The sequence below is a fragment of the Okeania sp. SIO2C9 genome (genome assembly GCF_010672455.1).
Classification (GTDB): domain Bacteria; phylum Cyanobacteriota; class Cyanobacteriia; order Cyanobacteriales; family Microcoleaceae; genus Okeania.
The window spans coordinates 1-18,539 of sequence record NZ_JAAHGO010000019.1; the positions used below are offsets into that span (position 1 = coordinate 1).

Annotated in this window: 18 protein-coding genes and 1 pseudogene; 5 read left to right on the forward strand and 14 right to left on the reverse strand. The window is 32.1% G+C overall.

Going from position 1 to position 18,539, the window contains the following annotated elements; all coding sequences use genetic code 11:
- On the reverse strand, nt 1-838 hold an 838-nt coding region (locus F6K23_RS16860), incomplete at its 3' end, for a transposase (RefSeq protein ID WP_293157725.1).
- 293 nt (nt 839-1,131) lie between these two features.
- Complete coding sequence (locus F6K23_RS16865; protein ID WP_293157728.1) at nt 1,132-2,133, reverse strand: glycosyltransferase family 2 protein; 1,002 nt, start codon at nt 2,131-2,133, stop codon at nt 1,132-1,134.
- 267 nt (nt 2,134-2,400) lie between these two features.
- Here F6K23_RS16865 and F6K23_RS16870 point away from each other — a divergent pair, with 267 nt between their 5' ends.
- From F6K23_RS16870 to F6K23_RS41875, 3 genes are all read left to right on the forward strand, one after another.
- Complete coding sequence (locus F6K23_RS16870) at nt 2,401-2,733, forward strand: transposase (RefSeq protein ID WP_293157731.1); 333 nt, start codon at nt 2,401-2,403, stop codon at nt 2,731-2,733.
- Between the two features lie 83 nt (nt 2,734-2,816).
- Nucleotides 2,817-3,008, forward strand: coding sequence for a hypothetical protein (locus F6K23_RS16875; RefSeq protein ID WP_293157734.1), 192 nt, complete (start codon nt 2,817-2,819; stop codon nt 3,006-3,008).
- Between the two features lie 481 nt (nt 3,009-3,489).
- Nucleotides 3,490-3,666 carry a zinc ribbon domain-containing protein gene (locus F6K23_RS41875; protein ID WP_367267731.1) on the forward strand — a complete coding sequence of 59 codons (177 nt, stop codon included), beginning with the start codon at nt 3,490-3,492 and terminating at the stop codon, nt 3,664-3,666.
- A gap of 383 nt (nt 3,667-4,049) precedes the next feature.
- On the opposite strand, the gene F6K23_RS16880 is transcribed toward F6K23_RS41875, so the two are convergent.
- The 3 genes from F6K23_RS16880 to F6K23_RS16890 all read right to left on the reverse strand — a co-directional run bounded on the left by F6K23_RS16880 (nt 4,050) and on the right by F6K23_RS16890 (nt 7,649).
- Nucleotides 4,050-4,751: a TVP38/TMEM64 family protein gene (locus F6K23_RS16880; protein ID WP_293157737.1), complete on the reverse strand. Its 702-nt coding sequence runs from the start codon at nt 4,749-4,751 to the stop codon at nt 4,050-4,052.
- A gap of 66 nt (nt 4,752-4,817) precedes the next feature.
- Nucleotides 4,818-5,786 (reverse strand): glycosyltransferase family 2 protein, encoded by a 969-nt coding sequence (locus F6K23_RS16885; protein ID WP_293157740.1) that lies wholly within the window; start codon nt 5,784-5,786, stop codon nt 4,818-4,820.
- Nucleotides 5,787-6,047: 261 nt separating this feature from the next.
- Nucleotides 6,048-7,649 carry a hypothetical protein gene (locus tag F6K23_RS16890; protein ID WP_293157743.1) on the reverse strand — a complete coding sequence of 534 codons (1,602 nt, stop codon included), beginning with the start codon at nt 7,647-7,649 and terminating at the stop codon, nt 6,048-6,050.
- A gap of 509 nt (nt 7,650-8,158) precedes the next feature.
- Here F6K23_RS16890 and F6K23_RS16895 point away from each other — a divergent pair.
- Both F6K23_RS16895 and F6K23_RS16900 read left to right on the forward strand, forming a co-directional pair.
- Nucleotides 8,159-8,293 (forward strand): hypothetical protein, encoded by a 135-nt coding sequence (locus F6K23_RS16895; protein ID WP_293157746.1) that lies wholly within the window; start codon nt 8,159-8,161, stop codon nt 8,291-8,293.
- 85 nt (nt 8,294-8,378) lie between these two features.
- A complete protein-coding gene (locus tag F6K23_RS16900; RefSeq protein WP_293157749.1) occupies nt 8,379-8,573 on the forward strand; it encodes a hypothetical protein in 195 nt (64 codons plus the stop codon).
- A 575-nt stretch (nt 8,574-9,148) separates the two neighbouring features.
- Here F6K23_RS16900 and F6K23_RS16905 read toward each other — a convergent pair.
- From F6K23_RS16905 to F6K23_RS16945, 9 genes and pseudogenes are all read right to left on the reverse strand, one after another.
- Nucleotides 9,149-10,876 (reverse strand): 6-pyruvoyl-tetrahydropterin synthase-related protein, encoded by a 1,728-nt coding sequence (locus tag F6K23_RS16905; protein WP_293157752.1) that lies wholly within the window; start codon nt 10,874-10,876, stop codon nt 9,149-9,151.
- Nucleotides 10,877-11,069: 193 nt separating this feature from the next.
- Complete coding sequence (locus F6K23_RS16910; protein WP_293157755.1) at nt 11,070-12,791, reverse strand: 6-pyruvoyl-tetrahydropterin synthase-related protein; 1,722 nt, start codon at nt 12,789-12,791, stop codon at nt 11,070-11,072.
- A gap of 16 nt (nt 12,792-12,807) precedes the next feature.
- Entirely contained in the window at nt 12,808-14,451 is a 1,644-nt protein-coding gene (locus tag F6K23_RS16915) for a hypothetical protein (RefSeq protein ID WP_293157758.1), read from the reverse strand.
- 84 nt (nt 14,452-14,535) lie between these two features.
- Nucleotides 14,536-14,961: a hypothetical protein gene (locus tag F6K23_RS16920; protein WP_293157761.1), complete on the reverse strand. Its 426-nt coding sequence runs from the start codon at nt 14,959-14,961 to the stop codon at nt 14,536-14,538.
- Nucleotides 14,961-15,107: a hypothetical protein gene (locus F6K23_RS16925; protein ID WP_293157764.1), complete on the reverse strand. Its 147-nt coding sequence runs from the start codon at nt 15,105-15,107 to the stop codon at nt 14,961-14,963. The genes F6K23_RS16920 and F6K23_RS16925 overlap by 1 nt, the downstream gene beginning before the upstream one ends.
- A 319-nt stretch (nt 15,108-15,426) precedes the next feature.
- The gene (locus F6K23_RS16930; RefSeq protein WP_293157767.1) at nt 15,427-16,113 is read right to left on the reverse strand and encodes a hypothetical protein; all 687 of its coding nucleotides are present in this window, start codon (nt 16,111-16,113) and stop codon (nt 15,427-15,429) included.
- Between the two features lie 149 nt (nt 16,114-16,262).
- Nucleotides 16,263-16,664 (reverse strand): hypothetical protein, encoded by a 402-nt coding sequence (locus tag F6K23_RS16935; protein WP_293157770.1) that lies wholly within the window; start codon nt 16,662-16,664, stop codon nt 16,263-16,265.
- Nucleotides 16,665-16,899: 235 nt separating this feature from the next.
- A complete protein-coding gene (locus F6K23_RS16940) occupies nt 16,900-18,135 on the reverse strand; it encodes a hypothetical protein (protein WP_293157773.1) in 1,236 nt (411 codons plus the stop codon).
- Nucleotides 18,136-18,168: 33 nt separating this feature from the next.
- Nucleotides 18,169-18,539 (reverse strand): annotated as a pseudogene (locus tag F6K23_RS16945) (hypothetical protein); the annotation flags it as partial.

Here is an 18,539-nt window from a genome sequence, read left to right on the forward strand (position 1 = left end):
CTCTGTTTTGGCTAGCATCTGACTTGGTTTTTTTACGTTGAAGTGAAGTTTGTCTCATACCTGACAAATCTTCAAACCGTAAACCCATGTTGTAGTCTTTGGCAAATTGTACTAATTGCTTGGAAATGACATGATTTATATAAGTCATAATTCTATGCTCATGTCTTTCTATTTCTTTGACTTTCCTAAGCTTTTTCGACTCTTGAAGTTCTGTGCGTAATTTTTGAAATTTACGTCTTAAATTTTTTACTTGTTTACCGCTCCAAAACTTGCCAAAACTTAATGGTAATGCTGCTACTGCTATATTATTTTGTCCTCTATCTACTCCTATCCAACCATTAACTAATCCTGGTTCCGGAACATCCATAGATACCGAGATTAGTGCATACCAAATACCTTTTCTAGATTTTGATATTTTCAGAGAACCTACGGCTGCATCTCCATTAATAATTTTTTCTAAAGTTTCTTGGTGTGAAGCTGAATGAACTGTTAAAGGTATTCGTTTTCTCTGGCCTCGATATAGACTCAGATAAACTGTAAATAAATCACCTTGACGACTAATGCTATATCCTTGGTTATTGACTTCTATTGGCAAACGTTTAAACTTTTTCACCTTGGTTTGAGCACAAGTATTCCTAATAGTTTGATTAATCCACATTGAACCTATTTCAACATGATGAAAATCCTTGCTTGTATACTTGCGACGAACTGATTTATCAACACTTAGCAATGTATTAGCTACTTCAGTATTTAGCAAAGTTAGGCGCTCAAACTCTGCTGCTTTACAAGCATTAAGGCGATAAAAAGGTAGTTTTAGTGTCAAAGTTAATTTACTCATAGTAGGATTAATGATAACACAACCCTACACAGTTGTGTAGGGTACTACGGGATCAATCCCGCGGCTCATATTTCATCCAGGGGTTAAAACCGCCTGGCTCTCATCTTCAACTCAAACTTTTGTAGGAGAATAATTTGACCACTGTAGTCTATCTATTTGAAAACCGCTATAAAACTCATACAAGGCCAGATTTTTCTTTCTCTCCTAGATAACTAAACGCCTTTCTCTCCTAGATAACTAAACGCCTTTCTCTCCTAGATAACTAAACGCCTTCTTCCTTATTCCTTATTCTGTTAATTTCTACCAACAATTTCTCTAATTCGATAAATAGGTCGTTCTTGAGATTCGTGGTAAGTTCGCATGAGTAATTCTGCCAATAAACCAAAACTAAATAATTGTAAACCTGCAAGTAATAAGACAACAACTAAAATTAGTAGAGGGCGATCAGCAATATCTTCATTAAAGCCAAGTTTTAGGGTAGTTAAATAAATCCCCAAAAATAGACCAACTCCGCCAGACACCAAACCCAACATTCCAAAAACGTGCATCGGTCTAGTGAGGAATTTTTTCATAAAAAATACTGTTAATAAATCCATCACAACTCGGAAAGTTCGCCCCAAACCATACTTACTTTTACCATAGCGACGAGCATAGTGGTTAACAGGTATTTCTGTAATTCTTGCCCCTTCAATAAAAGCTAAAGCTGGTAAAAATCGATGTAATTCACCATAGAGATTCATATCAGCAATTAATTCCAAGCGATAAGCTTTTAAGGAACAACCATAATCATGTAAATTTACCCCTGTAACTTTACCAATTATCCAATTAGCAATTTTAGAAGGAAGTAGTCGTGTAACAGCATCATCCTGCCTATTCTTCCGCCACCCACTCACCAAATCATAACCTTCATCCAGCTTAGATAATAATAGCGGAAGATCAGCCGGATCATTTTGTAAGTCTCCATCTAAAGTCACAACTACTTTGCCCGTAGCATACTTAAACCCTGCCGCCATAGCTGCAGTTTGTCCATAATTTCGGCGGAGAATTACTGCTTTTAAATCTGTACGTTTTTGAGCTAATTCTGTGAGTAGTTTTGTCGAACCATCCTGAGAGCCATCATCTACACAAATAATTTCGTAGGTAAGCTGATTTTCCCTTAAAGTAGTAGAAATTGTTTCCAGTAGTTGAGGAATACTATCAACTTCATTGTAAATAGGTGTCACAATAGATATATCTAATTGAGTAGGGGAACTTTTATGTAGTCCTATATCTTGAGTGGATAAATAGTTACTCATTTTGATTAGCTACTAGGTATAAATTTTTATTTTATTTAGTTTATCATAACCACTTGAATTTTTGACTGAGTGTTCGTAGTAGCAAAATTAGTAATAATTTTAATCAAGACTACTCTAGGGGTAAATACACAAAGCGAAAACTTGTCTAAAGTCTCTCAAAATTACTCATAATTATAGCTATAGAACTAAAATGAGTAAGTTTGTTCAGTTGTTTATCCATTGAGTCCCCATCAGCTACAATTAAGGTATGAAGCTATATGAAGCTATATGAAGCTATTTGAACGTCATGTGATCAGCAAATCACATTATTTGTGGTCAATTTCTGACCACAAGGCTTTTTTGTCTAACAATCTGTTGAACTTAGGTAACTATTGCTATCGTCAATATTTCTTTGAAAACAAAAATAAACTAAGCTTTAATCAACTGTATCATCTAGTATCTAAAAGTTACGATTATCAAGCTTTACCTACCAAGGTAATTAAGCAAATAATCAGAAGATTAGACTCAGCTTGGAGTAGTTATTTTGTCGCTTTAAAAGAATGGCAAAAACAGCCCAATAGATTTTTAGGGAAACCAAAAATTCCCAAATATAAACATTAAGACAAAAGGCCGAAATATTCTGCCCTATCCAGATGAATCAATTTACGCGCAAAGCATTAAAAAAAGGGATTTGTCACTTATCCATGAGTGAAATAAAAATTCCCACTTCACAGACAGAAATAATAGAAGCCAGAATTATCCCCAAAAGTAACTGTTATATAATAGAAATAGTCTATGAAAAATCGGAGGAAACAACAAAAAATAAACAAATAGCAGGAGTAGATTTAGGAGTAAATAATTTAATAGCTATAACGACAAATCAAACAGGAATATAACCTCTTTTGATAAAAGGCAGACCATTAAAAGCCATTAATACATTTTATGATCAACAGCGATCTTTTTTACAATCTCAATCAAATAGCCATAATAAATTTCATTCTCATCGGTTAAAAAAATTAACTCACAAACGAAATTGCCTAAGAGTAGAAAATCATCTCCATACAGCAAGTAAAAGAGTAATAGATTGGTGTTTCAACAATTAATAATGAATAATGAATAATTACCTCTCTATGAATTGAAGAGGATTGACTAATCATGAAAATTTTTCTTCACAGGAGTCGATTGGATATGGCGAGGAGACCTCGCCATCCCATCCTAGGTCATGCTGCGCAAACGACCGCTTATTATCCCCTTAAAAGGGGAGGCTTTAAACCACAATTTTTCGGTAAACCATAAAATAGGCAGATTACTTAATTAGGCAGAATCAGAATGGGAAACAAGAGATAAAATTAGGGAAAAATAACAATCAACATATTTGTGAATATCTCTCATTATAAGTTAATAGAGATGTTAAGATATAAAGCAAAATTAAGAGGGATAAAAGTAATAATTACAGAAGAATATTATACATCTCAATCGAGCTTTTATATGGGGGAAATTTGCCAAAACATGGAGAATAAAAACCTAAATTTAGTGGAAAAAGAGTCACAATAGGGTTGTATAATACCAGGAAAAATCAATTATTAAATGCAGATGTAAATGGGTCATTTAATATAATTAAAAAAGTAATTCCTGATGTCTTAGACCAAGGAATAAAGGGTTTGCCGTTTAACCCTGTAGTGGTTGATCCACTTGCTTTCAACTAAGTTTTCAGATTTTTGAGTAAGTTTGAGTAAGTTTAGTTTAGCGGTAATTTCATTACTATATATAAGTTGAGTGAGTTCTGGTTCAGCATAGCATTAATTCTATAGCATTAATTCTTCAGATATAGGTGACATAACATAATAGTTGAAACTAAATTGATGAATCAATTCTTAATTTAAACTTGCTTTTCATTTTTGTTATTTGGTTATTTTTGGAGATTAACCAAAAGAGATTTAATTATCAAAAAAATCTGATGAAGATGAATCCTTCATTTCTTCTATAACTTTCTTTGGCAGACTGCGACGACGACGATACCAAGTTGCACCTCCTACTAACATGGCGATGAGACTTAACGCTCCAATTAAAGGTAAAATGTCACCTGTTTTTAATGCTGTTAAACCAGAACTTCCTAACATTACAAAAGGCAAAACACCAGGTATAGTTCCCAAGATAGTACCTAATAAATAATCTTTAAAACTAACAGATGTTAAACCAGCAGCAAAATTTACTAAACCATAAGGAATAATTGGCAATAAACGAATGGCAAACATATAAAATAATCCTCCCTGACGCATTTCAGCATCCATTGCCTGCCATCGTCCAGCCAACTTTTGAGAAATCCATTCTCTACCTACAGTACGAGAATAATAAAATGCGATAATTGCAGCAATTATAGCTGCTACACTTGTCCATAATGTACCTATCCATGGTCCAAAAATTGCACCTCCAGCCAGATTAAGTGCTGTAGAAGGTAAAACTAAGATAGTTGCTATTGTATAGATAACTATATAGATTATTGGAGCCCAAATACCTGCTCGTTCTAGCCAAGTTTGAACTTGTTCTGGAGCCAAACCTCCCAATAAATAAGCTGTTATTCCCGTGGCAATTATACAAATAATTGTCAGGATAAAAATACCAGTTTTAAAATTGAACATTAAATCTATGCTCCGACCCCAAATTACTGCTTTAATATTGTTTATTTAATTACAAAAACTCTGAGACTATTCACTCCTGGTAATCTGATTTTTAAATCCATAGCTTTCCCGAACCAAATAAAGAGGTCTTCTCTTCACCTCATTGTGAATGCGACCTAAATATTCACCCAAAATTCCCAGAGATAATAATTGCATACCACCTAAAAATAAGATAGCCACTATTAATGATGCATATCCAGGTAAATCAATTCCAAATATTAAAGTCCTAATCACTAAAAAGGTAGCATAAAGAAATGAAATTAAAGAAATTGATATGCCAATATAACTCCAAATTTTCAGAGGTTTAGAACTAAAAGCGGTAATACCTTCAATTGCGAAATTCCACAGCTTCCAATAATTCCATTTTGTTTGACCTTTGAACCGGGGGTCTCGGTCATATAATATTGAAGCTTGTTGATAACCTACCCAGGAAAATAAACCTTTCATAAAACGGTTGCTTTCCGGTAACTGTTTGAGAGCTTCTACAACTTTTCGATCCATTAATCTAAAGTCGCCAGTATCGGGTGGAATTTCTACAGAGGTTAGACGTTGAATTATCCGGTAGAAACTTTGAGCTGTAATTTTTTTGATCAAACTTTCTCCTTGTCGCGATCGCCTAGTTGCGTAGACCACATCATATCCCTCTCGCCATTTGGCGATCATTTCCACAATTAATTCTGGTGGGTCTTGTAGATCGGCATCTATGGGTATAACTGCATCGCCTACAGCATAGTCAATACCTGCTGTTGTAGCAATTTCCTTACCAAAGTTACGGGAAAAGTTTACTATTTTAATTAAGGGATTGCGTTGATGATATTCTACTAACAACTTTAGAGTATTATCTTTACTACCATCATTAATACATATTATTTCATAAGTCATTTCTAGAGGCTCTAGCACTGATATTAGTCGTTCAAATAAATAGTCAATATTTGGTTCCTCATTATAACAAGGAACCACTATGGAAAGTTGTACATTTTCTTCTTTTGGAAGCATATTAAATCTAAGTAATATATAGTTAACAGTAACACCCCTAATCAATTTTATTGGTTATTAGTTAGGATAATTAACTTTTCCATAAATAATAATGACTCATCGCCACAGCAAAAGCTTATATATCCTAAAAATTTACCTTTGTCAAATATATTCAGATTATACCATAAATAGGATTATTTTTATACAAAACTACCTAGGGCACGAGATTTTATTTTTTCTTTTGTGCCATCATCTATCCCCCTTTTAATAGTCATAATTTATTTAATTAATTTGATAGAGATAGTAAGTGCTACCCTCTTTGATTATTGTCATGGTTTTGTCATTCACAGTCTTCTTCCTTTTTTTAGAAGGGTAAACCTTAAAAGTATTTGGATTTAAGCCAAACTTACCAGACATATAATAATCACCAGCAGTGCAATTATCTGAGAATTTTAAGTTTTTTTGTGTTACATACAGATCTGTATATTGATAGAGGCGTAAATTATTAGATAATCCTTTTGGATGACAAAATGTTGACCTTTCTGGAAGAGTATCAAGAACTTCTGCGATGGTATTAGTTGCTAGTATTTGATTTTTGCCTATATGGCTGTTGATGTAGTTAATGCTTAGTCTCAGATTATTGAGAATAGAAAAACACAATGCAAGTACGATGATAATTAAAATGATTTTTTCTAATGGTTTAGATATGTTCAAATAAGCTATACTTGCTGCGGTCAAAAATAAAGGTAAACAATATATTAATAATTTGTAAAATACAGGGTTATAGGTTTTATCTTGATCGGCGGATGAATAGGCTAGGAAAAATAGGACTGAAGTTGCTAATACAATCAGGTAAATATTCTTATTACCTCTAAATTTAAGTAATCCAACTAACAAAATAATACTCAGAAAAGTAACTGACAAAATAGAAAACATTAATAGTCTTCTAGAATCAGCCATAAAGTAAATATCGTTCCCCAGACTAAAGTAAGATTTTATGATAGCTATTACTCTTTTCCACAAATTTAACGAATATTCTTCATCGCTACTTACATTCCTAACAAGGGAAATAATTCCGATTGTATTTATCCAGTTACGTTGTACTTCGCCTATCCAATAGGGTAATAAAGTTATAATAGAAGACAACACAGAATATAGACATAATACTAAGCATTTCGGGTTCCTCTTATTTTTGAAAAACCAATAGATACAGCTAATTATAAAAACTACTGGCATCACGAAAAGAGCAGAGAAATGTAAACTTACTAGAATAGCTAAGACTATACCGTACCCTATCCAAGATAAAACAGAATTAATATAACTTTTAGGCTGACTTAGCTGATAGTTATAAAGCCAAATAAAGAGAAGAAGAAAAAATGGAATTGAACCAGGATTACCTGCAAGACTCTCGCCAGAATTTATCCCCATATTTCTGACCAAAACACTATACCAAAAGCCAATTAAACTAGCGATAAAAAATCTTTTTGAAGTCTCTATTCCTTCTAATAGTTGGTAGATTACTGCAACAAGTAAAGGAATACTTAGAAAGGTGAAAAATGCGTTAGGAAAAGCTTGAATTGATAATTGACTACTTAAAATAGTGAAGGGGAAGACTAAATAGAAATAGAGGGGAGGTAGGTAAACAAAATCTCCCCAAAGAAATTTCCAAGCTGAGTGAGGTCCAAGAGTAGGAAATTTCCCTTGCCAAATTTCCATAGTTGCATAAGCATCTCGTATTTGATCGCCACTGACAATAGAAAAATTAACAACACCAACTACTCTAATAAATAAACCAAACACTAGAGATAGAAACAATAATATTGACCCAAATAAAAGCCACTTATCTGATTTAATTAGAGATGTCTTTTTCAGTATATTTTTCATAACAAATTTACCTTGCAAATATTTAGAATATTGGCAAAGCTAGGTAATTAAGTTGAGCGTGGCACAAAATAGATGTGGTAATTAACTTTGGGAAGAGAAATACAAATAAATTAATTTACGAGACATATCTTTGTCTCCCATTATCTTAATTTTCACTATTCCCCCTTCAATTAAATAAGGTGGAAAAGATAATTTAGGGAGCATCTTAGATGTTTTATATAAAAACCCTTTCAAACTTGTTTCTTGTGTCACAAGCTGACCCAATCACTTAACTTCTCTAAATTTTGACAAAACATTCTTCTAGCTTCTGATTCAGTTTCCGGAATAAATCTAAAAACTGGATAATTAAAGAAAATTCAAATTATTCGCACAAGCAAATAAGGGTATCTACTCAATAGACATCTCCGAAAAATAAATCAACAGTGAATATGAAATTGTTAAAGGAATATTAACGGAGTTTGAATTAATTTTAGATAGGTACGAACAAGGCATAGAAAGACGAGTAGAAGATGAAAAACAAAAAGAATATTACTCAAGAAAGAAAAAGAATCATACAAAAAAAAGGGCAAGTCATTGTCTTGCCAAAAGGTAAAGATATTGTAGATATTTCAGCAGGAGAACCAGGGAAAAAAAGTGATGTGTAATATTTCCGTTGGAAGATGAAAAACAAAAAGAATATTACTCAGGAAAGAAAAAAAATCATACAAAAAAAAAGGGCAAGTCATTGTCTTGCCAAAAGGTAAAGATATTGTAGATATTTCAGCAGGAGAACCAGGGAAAAAAAGTGATGTGCAATATTTCCGTGAAAGCGAGAAAAAATTTGACACTCAACAAAAATTTAGTGGAAATAAAGCCTATAGTGGAGAACTGCGGATTAAAATACCTAAAAAAAAGGCGAAAAAACGAGAATTAACAGACTCATAAAAATCTCAAAATAGAGAATTTGCAACTGATGCGAATTTCTCTTGAAAATATAATGAGATTAATCAAAATATTTAGGCTGCCTCAAGAAAGATTGAGATTAAATCCCCACAAATATGAACAAGGAATTATGACTATTTGTGGCTTAGGTAAGATCAGGAATAGGGACATTGATTTTGTAGTCAGAAATCAAACTAGATCAAGATAACAATTATTAAATTTATATGCTGAGATGTCTAATAAGTACGGGTGAATTATCTACTAGGTAACCATTTTACATTATGTGAAGCTTCTAATTTAGGAATTTATCCCGAATTATTGATCGTCACAAATTAAGAAATAAACGATTTTCTAATAACTAGAAAAGGCTGATGAACTAGCTGTCAACAAACTTTAGCAACTTTCTTTAATAAACCTGATTAAACTAAATAGTATAATCATCAGAGTTACAGGTAAAAAAAACAATAATAAAAATGTAACGCTTCAACAGTATAGCTTCCAAACTAATAACTGATGGAATAATTTGACTTGCTACTTGAAATATATGGTTTGATCGACTAAGAATTTTTATTATTGCTTCAAGCAAATTTATACCAGTAACTCGCAAGTATAATAATACTAAAAATACTAATAATTACACCTACTAAAAATGGATAAGTCCAAGAATAAAACAGCCTAACTGTATAGTCACCTGGATTTAGCTTAAGTTCAATTGTTCCATCATCAGATACGATTATAGGATAGGGTTTATCGTTTACATATAAACGCCAAGCTGGATAGTAAAAAGTTCGTATTTTTAAGTTCGTATCTTCTGTTGCTGAGACATTAAAAATTCTATTGTAACTATGCCATTGGTCAAGCTTTATTAAGGCTTCTCCTTTAAGAATAGAAATACGAGGTTGTCCAGGTATAGGTTTAGCAGCTATTCCTTCTGGTGTTAATGGTAGATACTCACCCCTACCTCGAAATTGACTAAATTGACTTATTTCTTTTTCCTCAAGAGCAAACTTGATTACGTTATATTTTACGTTATATTTAGGGTTAAGTGCAGCTTTCTTTAGATTGATAGGGTTATTAAAACCAGGAAAAGCTCCACGAGATAATTTATAGGAATAACTAGCATTTGCTAGAAAAATTACTGCTACAATTAAAGTGAAAATCAACTTTAGTTGCGATTTACTATTCAAAACTCTATTAATAGCAATTGCCAGCATAGCAACTACTCCAAACGAAAACATCCCCATAAGTCTCCAAGGAAACTGAACCATTTGCAATGTTCTGCTGCTTTGCCAAATTTTTACAGAGGGATAAGTCATCATAAATGATAAAGTTCCTAAAAAAATCAACCAAATACAAGCTTCTTTAATTTTTTTAGGTTCCTGCCGACAGCAGAAAAATATTATTATTATCAGAACAAGAATAGTTAATAATTGATCTGTAAAAATATCTGTTATTTTAGTCCTCATAAATTTATTAGCAAAGCTTACAGGAGTCCAAATCAAATTGTCTTGAAAACCTCCAGAAACTTCTCTCATAATATTTATATTTACTAAACTCTTTTCCAGAACAGCTGGTAATAAGTAGAAGGATGCCATTCCTAAACCTACAATTCCAGATCCAATCGTCATCACAACAGCTTTCCAAGAATGTTTTAGTAAGCAACAAATTGCATATAAAAACCAAAAAATCGTATAAAGAAGTAGGCTAGGTGCATGTGTCAAAGATAAAGCTGCGAAAAAAAATGCCAAACCTATTCTCCATTTTGGTTTGCCAAAAGCTTGGTCTGTCAAAAATAATCCCAAAGGAAATAACGCTACAGCAAATGTCTCTGCTAAAGCACCTCTTCGATATATATTTAGGATTAAATAAGGAGATGTTATGTAAGCTAATGAAGCTAATAAAGAAACTTTCTTACCCCATTTGTTTCGACCATAAACATAACAGCTAAAACCAGCCAATAAAGATGCTAATAAAAATAGCAAAGTAATCGTTTTCTGAATATCTATTCCTGCTAGCTTTAGAACAGAACCAATGTAGTAAACTCCAGGAGGATAAAATACGAAATCTGGGCTACCGTATCCATAATTAGTATTAGCTAGCCACCTCGGGTATAAAATCCCTTCCGCAATGTGTCTTGAAAAATGAATTAACCATGTAACATGGGCTTCCATATCATGGCTTTTAAAAATAAGTCCCTCACTAAACATATGTTCATTGACAGCTATCGAACCTACTAACAAAAACACAAAAGATATCAGAAATTCTTTTAATAATGGGCTAGTAGATAGTTTATTCTTTGATAACATAATGTATAAATCAACCAGACAACTTTTTTTTAGCTTGCTCTACTTAGTTTAATCATCACAGTTACAGGTAAAAAAAACAATAATAAAAATGTAACGCTTCAACAGTATAGCTTCCAAACTAATAACTGATAGAATAATTTGACTTGCTACTTGAAATATATGGTTTGATCGACTAAGAATTTTTATTATTGCTTCAAGCAAATTTATACCAGTAACTCGCAAGTATAATAATACTAAAAATACTAATAATTACACCTAATATAAATGGATAAGTCCAAGAATAAAACAGCCTAACTGTATACTCACCTGGATTTAGGTTAAGTTCAATTGTTCCATCATCAGATACGATTATAGGATAGGGTTTATCGTTTACATATAAACGCCAAGCTGGATAGTAAAAAGTTCGTATTTTTAAGTTCGTATCTTCTGTGGCTGAGACACTAAAAATTCGATTGTAACTATCCCATTTGTCAACTTCTATTAATGCTTTTCCTTTAATAGTAGAGATAGGGGGTTGTTCAAGTAAAGGTTTAGCAGCTATTCCCTCCGGTGTTAATAGCAGATACTCAACTCTACCTCGTAATTTACTTATTTCTTTTTCATCAAGAGCAAGCTTGATTACATTAAAGAAATCTTCTGACTTATATTTAGGGTTAAGTGCAACTTTCTTTAGATTGCCAGGGTTATTAAAACCTGATAAAACTCTAGATAAGTTATAGGAATAACCAGCATTAGCTAGAAAAATCACTGCTAAAATTAAAGAGAAAATTAACTTTAGTTGCGATTTACTATTCAAAACTCTATTAATAGCAATTGCCAGCATAGCAACTACTCCAAACGAAAACATCCCCATAAGTCTCCAAGGAAACTGAACCATTTGCAATGTTCTACTGCTTTGCCAAATCTTGACAGAGGGATAAGTCATCATAAATGATAAAAGCAGTAAAAAAATCAACCAAAGACCAGCTTCTTTAATTTTTTTAGGTTCCTGCCGACAGCAGAAAAATATTATTATTATTAAAACAATAATAGTTAATAATTGATATGTAAAAATATCTGTTATTTGATTCCTCATAAATCTAGTAGCCCAGCTTACAGGAGTCCAGATCAAATTGCCTTGAAACCCTCCAGAAACTTTCCTCATGCTATTTACATTTACTAAATTCTTTTCCAGAACAGCTGGTAATAAATAGAAGGATGCTATTCCCAAACCGACCATTCCAGATCCGATGGTAATCACAATAGCTTTCCAAGAATATTTTAGTAAGAAGCAAATTACATATAAAAACCAAAAAATAGTGTAAATAAGTAGACTAGGTGCATGTGTCAAAGATAAAACTGTGAAAAACAAAGCAAGACCTATTCTCCATTTTGGTTTTGTTAAGGCTAGATCTGTGAATAGTAAACCCAAAGGAAATAACGCTACAGCAAATGTTTCTGGTAAAGCAGCTCTTTGATATATATTTAGGACTAGATAAGGAGATGTCATGTAAGCTAATGAAGCGAATAAAGAAACTCTCTTACCCCATTTATTTCGACCATAAACATAACAACTAAATCCGGCCAATAAAGATGCTAATAAAAATAGCAAAGCAACTGTTTTCTGAATATCTATTCCAGTTAGTTTGATCAGGGAGCCAATGTAGTAAACTCCAGGAGGATAAAATACAAAATCAGGACTACCGTATCCATAGTTAGTATCAGCAAGCCATCTAGGATACCAAATTCCTTCTGCAAGATGCTTGGAAAAATGAGTCAACCATTGAAGGTGAGGCCCAATATCATGGGATTCAAAAATAATTCCGTTACGAAACATATGTTCATTGACAGCTATCGAACCTACTAACAAAAACACAAAAGATATCAGAAATTCTTTTAATAATGGGCTAGTAGATAGTTGATTCTTTGATAACATATATGTATTTAATTACTTAATCTAAAATATAAACATAAGCCGTTTGTGTTTCTAAAAATGGCTGATATTTTCTCTCAATTTTATCATTATCTATAACTTCAAACATCGGCCATAATTTATTAGAAACTAATCCTTCAAATCTGGCTAGATATATATTTGTGTAGGTCTTGTCAACCAAAAAATTACCATTGATCAATATTACCCTTTTTGGGTGTATTACATAATTTCCTTTCTGACAATCATCGACGACTTTAATACCTCGATTAGTGATATAACTATCAATGTAGTTATACTGATTAAGGGATGCTCTTTTCCTTTTAACTTTTGGGTCGCAAATAGTCGAATTTTCTGGTATTTGTCTTAACAGTTGAGTTAATTCTCCCGTATTCATTAATCTATTAGAACCATACTTACTTAACAAAAATCTATACTCATACCCCAAATTAGTTACAGTAGAAAAAATTATGCAAATGCCGATAAAAGCAGCAATTACTTTATTTACAGTTCGCGAATAGTCTAAATAACCAAGAGAAACTACCGTCAGAATAATAGGAGAAAATAAGATCAATAACTTGTAGTAGAAAATAAAGTTTGCCTTATCAAGATTTGAAGCAGCATATAAGTAAATTATCCATGTTATGCCCAGAATATACCAAATATTTTTATTACCTCTAAATTTAGCAATAGCTAAATAGGTAACTAAAGACATAAATACGATCGAAACTGCTAGATAAAATACTGATGAACCAAAAAAGTATGTTTGCTGACCCAGTAAAAAATAAGTAGAAAATATTCGGTAAATTTTTTCCCATAAACTCACTAATATTCCAGACTCGCTTCCTCCCGAAGAACCGATTACTGTCTTGATGATTAATTTAGTATTTCTAAAGCCACGACTAACCTCACCGATCCAATAAGGTAATAAGGTAATCAATGCTGAAAAAGCAGCTAATATAGGCAATAATATTGATTTTTTATTTCTTCTAAAATTTTTAATTAGAAATATCAAACAACTGATGATAAAAACCAATGGCATTACAAACATTGTTGAGGAATGTAGACTCACTAATATAGCTAAAGTTATTCCTGAAAAAATCCATAAAATTGCTGAGAATAGAAAAGAACCTCTAGACTCCATTTGATATTTAAACAGCAACGTAAAAATTAATAGAAAAAAAGGAATCGAACAAGGATTCCATTGAAAGTTACTAATAAATATTTCTGGAAAAATAACACTATACCAAAAGCTAGCTAAACTACCGAATAAAATTCTTTTTGGGGTAGAAATATTTTCTAAAAGTTCGTAGACTAAATAACCTAATAGTGGAATTGATAAAAATGAAAATAAAGAATTAGGAAAAGCTTGAAAAGCGGGATTTGCTCCTAGAAGAGTAAAGGGAAAGAACAGGTAATAATAAAGAGGAAGTATATGATATCCACCTACTGTAGAACTAGGTCCTAATGTAGGCATTTGTCCCTCCCATATTTTCATCACTGTGAAAGCATCTCTAATTTGGTCAGGGTCGGGACCAATATCAAAAGTTACATACTGAAAGACGGCAAATATTCTGGTAATAAATCCAATAGTTATTGCCAAAACTATCAAAATGTATCCTATCAACGTTATTTTATCTAGTTTCAACTTATCTTCTGCCAACATTTGTGTTACCTAGAGACCGTTTACAAAACAATGACAATTTCAACCACTTGCTAGTTATTCTAACATTAATAGAAAGTTACCCATTTATTTACTTGAATTAACTTCAACCAACTTAAAGTGTTCAATTCCACGAGGATCTTTGACAGAGTAAACCTCTTTTACCTTCTCTCCTCTCGCTAATAAACTTGTTACCTCATCTGGACGAAGAATGAACAAACATTTATTATCTAACTCACTCTGTCTAGAAATAGACATTAACCTGTATTTATCAAGGGAGTAAACTTTTTCACGGGAACCTTTAACCCATGGAGGAATAGGCGATCGCTGATCTTCTTGGGGGGGGTACTGAATATAGAAAGGTATCTTAGTAACAAAATCTTGAATTGCAAAACAATTACTATTCCTGTCACTACTCAAAATCACACAATTGTATGAACTTTTCTCCGCATAGGTTATTGCTTCCATCATCCCATATTGCCAATATTGTGCTGCTTCTAGGGGATAATTCATTATGCTTCATAACCATTGGCAGCTTCGTCACAGCTAAAACCCCATGGTATTGTTTCCAGAAATAGCAACCTTAACAGAGTAGCGATCGCTATAATCACTACTAGATAAGTTATGGTATTATTTCTAGTCTTATTACTTTCTAACATTAGAATTTTTTCCTTATTTACTAATTAATATCCTTCTATTTTTCATCTTCTTCTGAACAAGATTTTTGCATAATATTTTTTAACAAAATAGAAATCTTTTACTTGCTCTCTTCGATACTCACTAAACTTAAGTAGAACTAAGCTGATGATTTATACTCAATATTTATTACCAAATAAAAATGTCTTTTAGCCGATATAAATATAATTTTTCAGTATGTAGGCGTTAAAAATTATTATGATGACAAAGCAAAAGTAAAAAAGTTTTTGAGCAAATGTACTTTTAGTTATATATGTAGGTTTTTTGCGCCTTATTACTTGTCTAATTTTTTTCTGCCAATTTTTCATCAAACTTTTGTTTTGTTTCCTTAACAAACTTCACTTCATCAGGATTATTTTTTGCCCAAACTTCACGGTCTTGACGAATTTTTGTTAAATGGGATTCAATATTTTCTGAATTAATTAAAATTCCAAAATCTTCTGGAACTTCTTCCTCTTGATCAGATAAAACCCGGTTGAGAATTAAATCGCCCACTTCTTTTGTGTAATGAGAATTATCTCTATAGTTTTCCATTTCATTATGGATAGGTTCGGTTGTGATACTGTTATACCCGGAAAAATCAAATACAGGAGTAATTTTTACCACTTCACGTTTCCATTTTTCAAAAGTTGACCACTCACCTGTTGCTCTAATAGCTTCCCACTGAGTCCCATGAGAAGGAGAAATAAATAATATTAGTTTAATTTGATTTTTTTGACACAAATCTACTATTTTTTTTAATTCCTCTAATGGAGTAGATAATTCATATTTAGCATGAAAATTATAATAAACATTGATGCCATTTTTAAATCTCCACTGAGTTGTTTCCGGGTTAGGATTTAGATAAGGCATAAATCCATTTTCTCCAGAAAAAATATCATCTGGTGGATTTTTTTTACTATCAACTATCGTTTCTTTACTTGCTGATAGTGCATCTACAGAAAAGGCAATATTGATTACATATTTCAAGGAAATATGCTGTTTTTCTAATCTATCTCTAATCTATCTTCAGAAAAGCCTGCTCGATTTTCCAGTAATGAATTAAAAATGAAAAAATCAGAGCCAAGAATAACTAAATCTAAATCTTTTTGATTAGCGATCGCGTGTTCTAAATAACGTCATAATTCATAAGCATTGATACCATTTAGAGCTAAATTGTAAGCAGGTTGTTCATTTTTTAAAGCAGGATGATTAGGGTCTAAACCTTGTTTTTTTCTGGATGAACCCATGAGAATAGTTACAGGTTTGATGCGAATAATATCTGTTGCTTTATATAGGCAATAACTATTATCTTTGCGAGGTTTTGAATGATTTATTCCTAAAAAATTGGGAGTATTAAATACATCATAAGGATCGACAACAATATTAAATATTCCTACAGTAACTACAGGGAGAAATACCGACAGTAAAAATCTCCAATTATATCGGCGATATTTTCTCTTCTTTGCCACATATTTTTCTAACTTTTTGGGACTGGAAACATTAGAATAAATATAACTAACTAGGCGACTTATACTCATTTTATCTCCAATATATTTCAGTTCATATAAATATATATAGTTTTTTGATTTGAGATGTAAATCTAGATTCAGATTTTTTCTAATAAAAAAAGAGTGCTTATTGGGTATCCATTCACTTGTATTTTTCACTATTTAATGGTGCTTTCCTTCTTTACTATTGCCTATTGCCCATTCACTATTCCCTTTTAAATAGGACTCAGTTTTCACATCCCATTCAGAAACCCTAATATAGCTTTTATTGATTTTTTTCTGCTCGCGAAGCATCATGTTTCTGTTTAATTTCCTTTACCAGCTTCACTTCATCAGGATTATTTTTTGCCCAAACTTCACGGTCTTGGCGAATTTTTGTGAGATGAGATTCAATATTTTCTTGACTAATTAAAATTCCAAAATCTTCTGGAACTTCTTCTTCTTTGTAAGAGAGGAGCTTATTCAAAATTAAATTCCCTACTTTAGGGGTGTAATGAGAATTATCTCTATAGTTTTCCATATCATTATGGATAGGTTCAGTTGTGATGCTGTTGTATCCAGAAAAATCAAGTATAGGGGTAATTTTTACAACTTCACGTTTCCATTTTTCAAAAGTTGACCATTTACCTGTTGCTCTAATTGTTTCCCACTGAGTTGCATGAGAGGGAGAGATAAATAACATTAGCTTGATTTGATTTTTTTCAGATAAATCTACTATTTTTTTCAATTCATCCAAGAATTTAGTGGATAGTTGATACCTAGAGTCTGGACTTTTATAATACAGCCAGATATTTCCTGTAAATCTCTGCTGAGTTTCTTCAGGATCGAGATTTAGTTCGGGCATAAATCCATTTTCTCCGTAACTTGGATATTCTAATGGAGTTTTCTTACTATCAATTATAGCCTCCTTACTTGCCTGTACAGCGTCTAAAGAAAAGGTTACATTAATAAAATCTTTGAAGAAAATATACTGTTTTTCTAATCTCCTTTCTGAAAAAACTCCTCGATTTTTACGCAATGAATTAAACATCAAAAAATCTAAGCCAACAATAACTAAATCTAGTTCTTTCTGATTAGAGATCGCGTGTTCTATATAACGTCGTAATTCATAAATATTGGTACCATTGAGAGCTAAATTATAAGCAGGTTGCTCATTTTCTAAAGCCGGATGATTCGGGTCTAAACCTTGTTTGGTTCTAGATGAACCAGTCAAAATAGTAACAGGTTTAATCCGAATAATATCAGTTGCTTTGTAAAGGCGATCATTATTATCTTTTCTGGGTTTTGAATGATTTATTCCCCATAAGTTAGGAGTATTAAATACATCATAAGGATCGACAACAATATTGAACAATCCTACGGTAACTACAGGGAGAAATACCGACAGTAAAAATATCCAATTATATCGAATATATTTTCTTTTATTTCCCACAATTTTTTCTGATTCTTGGGGAGATGAAGTTTGAGAGTAAGTAGAACTAAGTTGATTATTAACACTCATATTTAAATACCAGTTAAAGTATATAGATTTTAGTTAATTAAATATCTTCGATATAATTTTTATCTCGTTTAGTGAGGCATCAAACTTTTGTTTAATTTCTTTTACTAACTTCACTTCATCAGGATGATTTTTAGCCCAATTTTCTCGGTCTTGACGAATTTTTACGAGATGAGATTCAATATTTTCTGGAGTAATTAAAATTCCAAAATCTTCTGGAACTTCTTCTTCTTTGTAAGAGAGGAGTCTATTCAAAATTAAATTCCCTACTTTAGGAGTATAATGAGAATTCTCTGTATAATTTTCCATATTATGATGAATAGCTTCAGTTGTGATACTGTTATATCCAGAAAAGTCAAATACATCACTAATTTGTACAACTTTACGTTTCCATTCTTCAAAAGTTG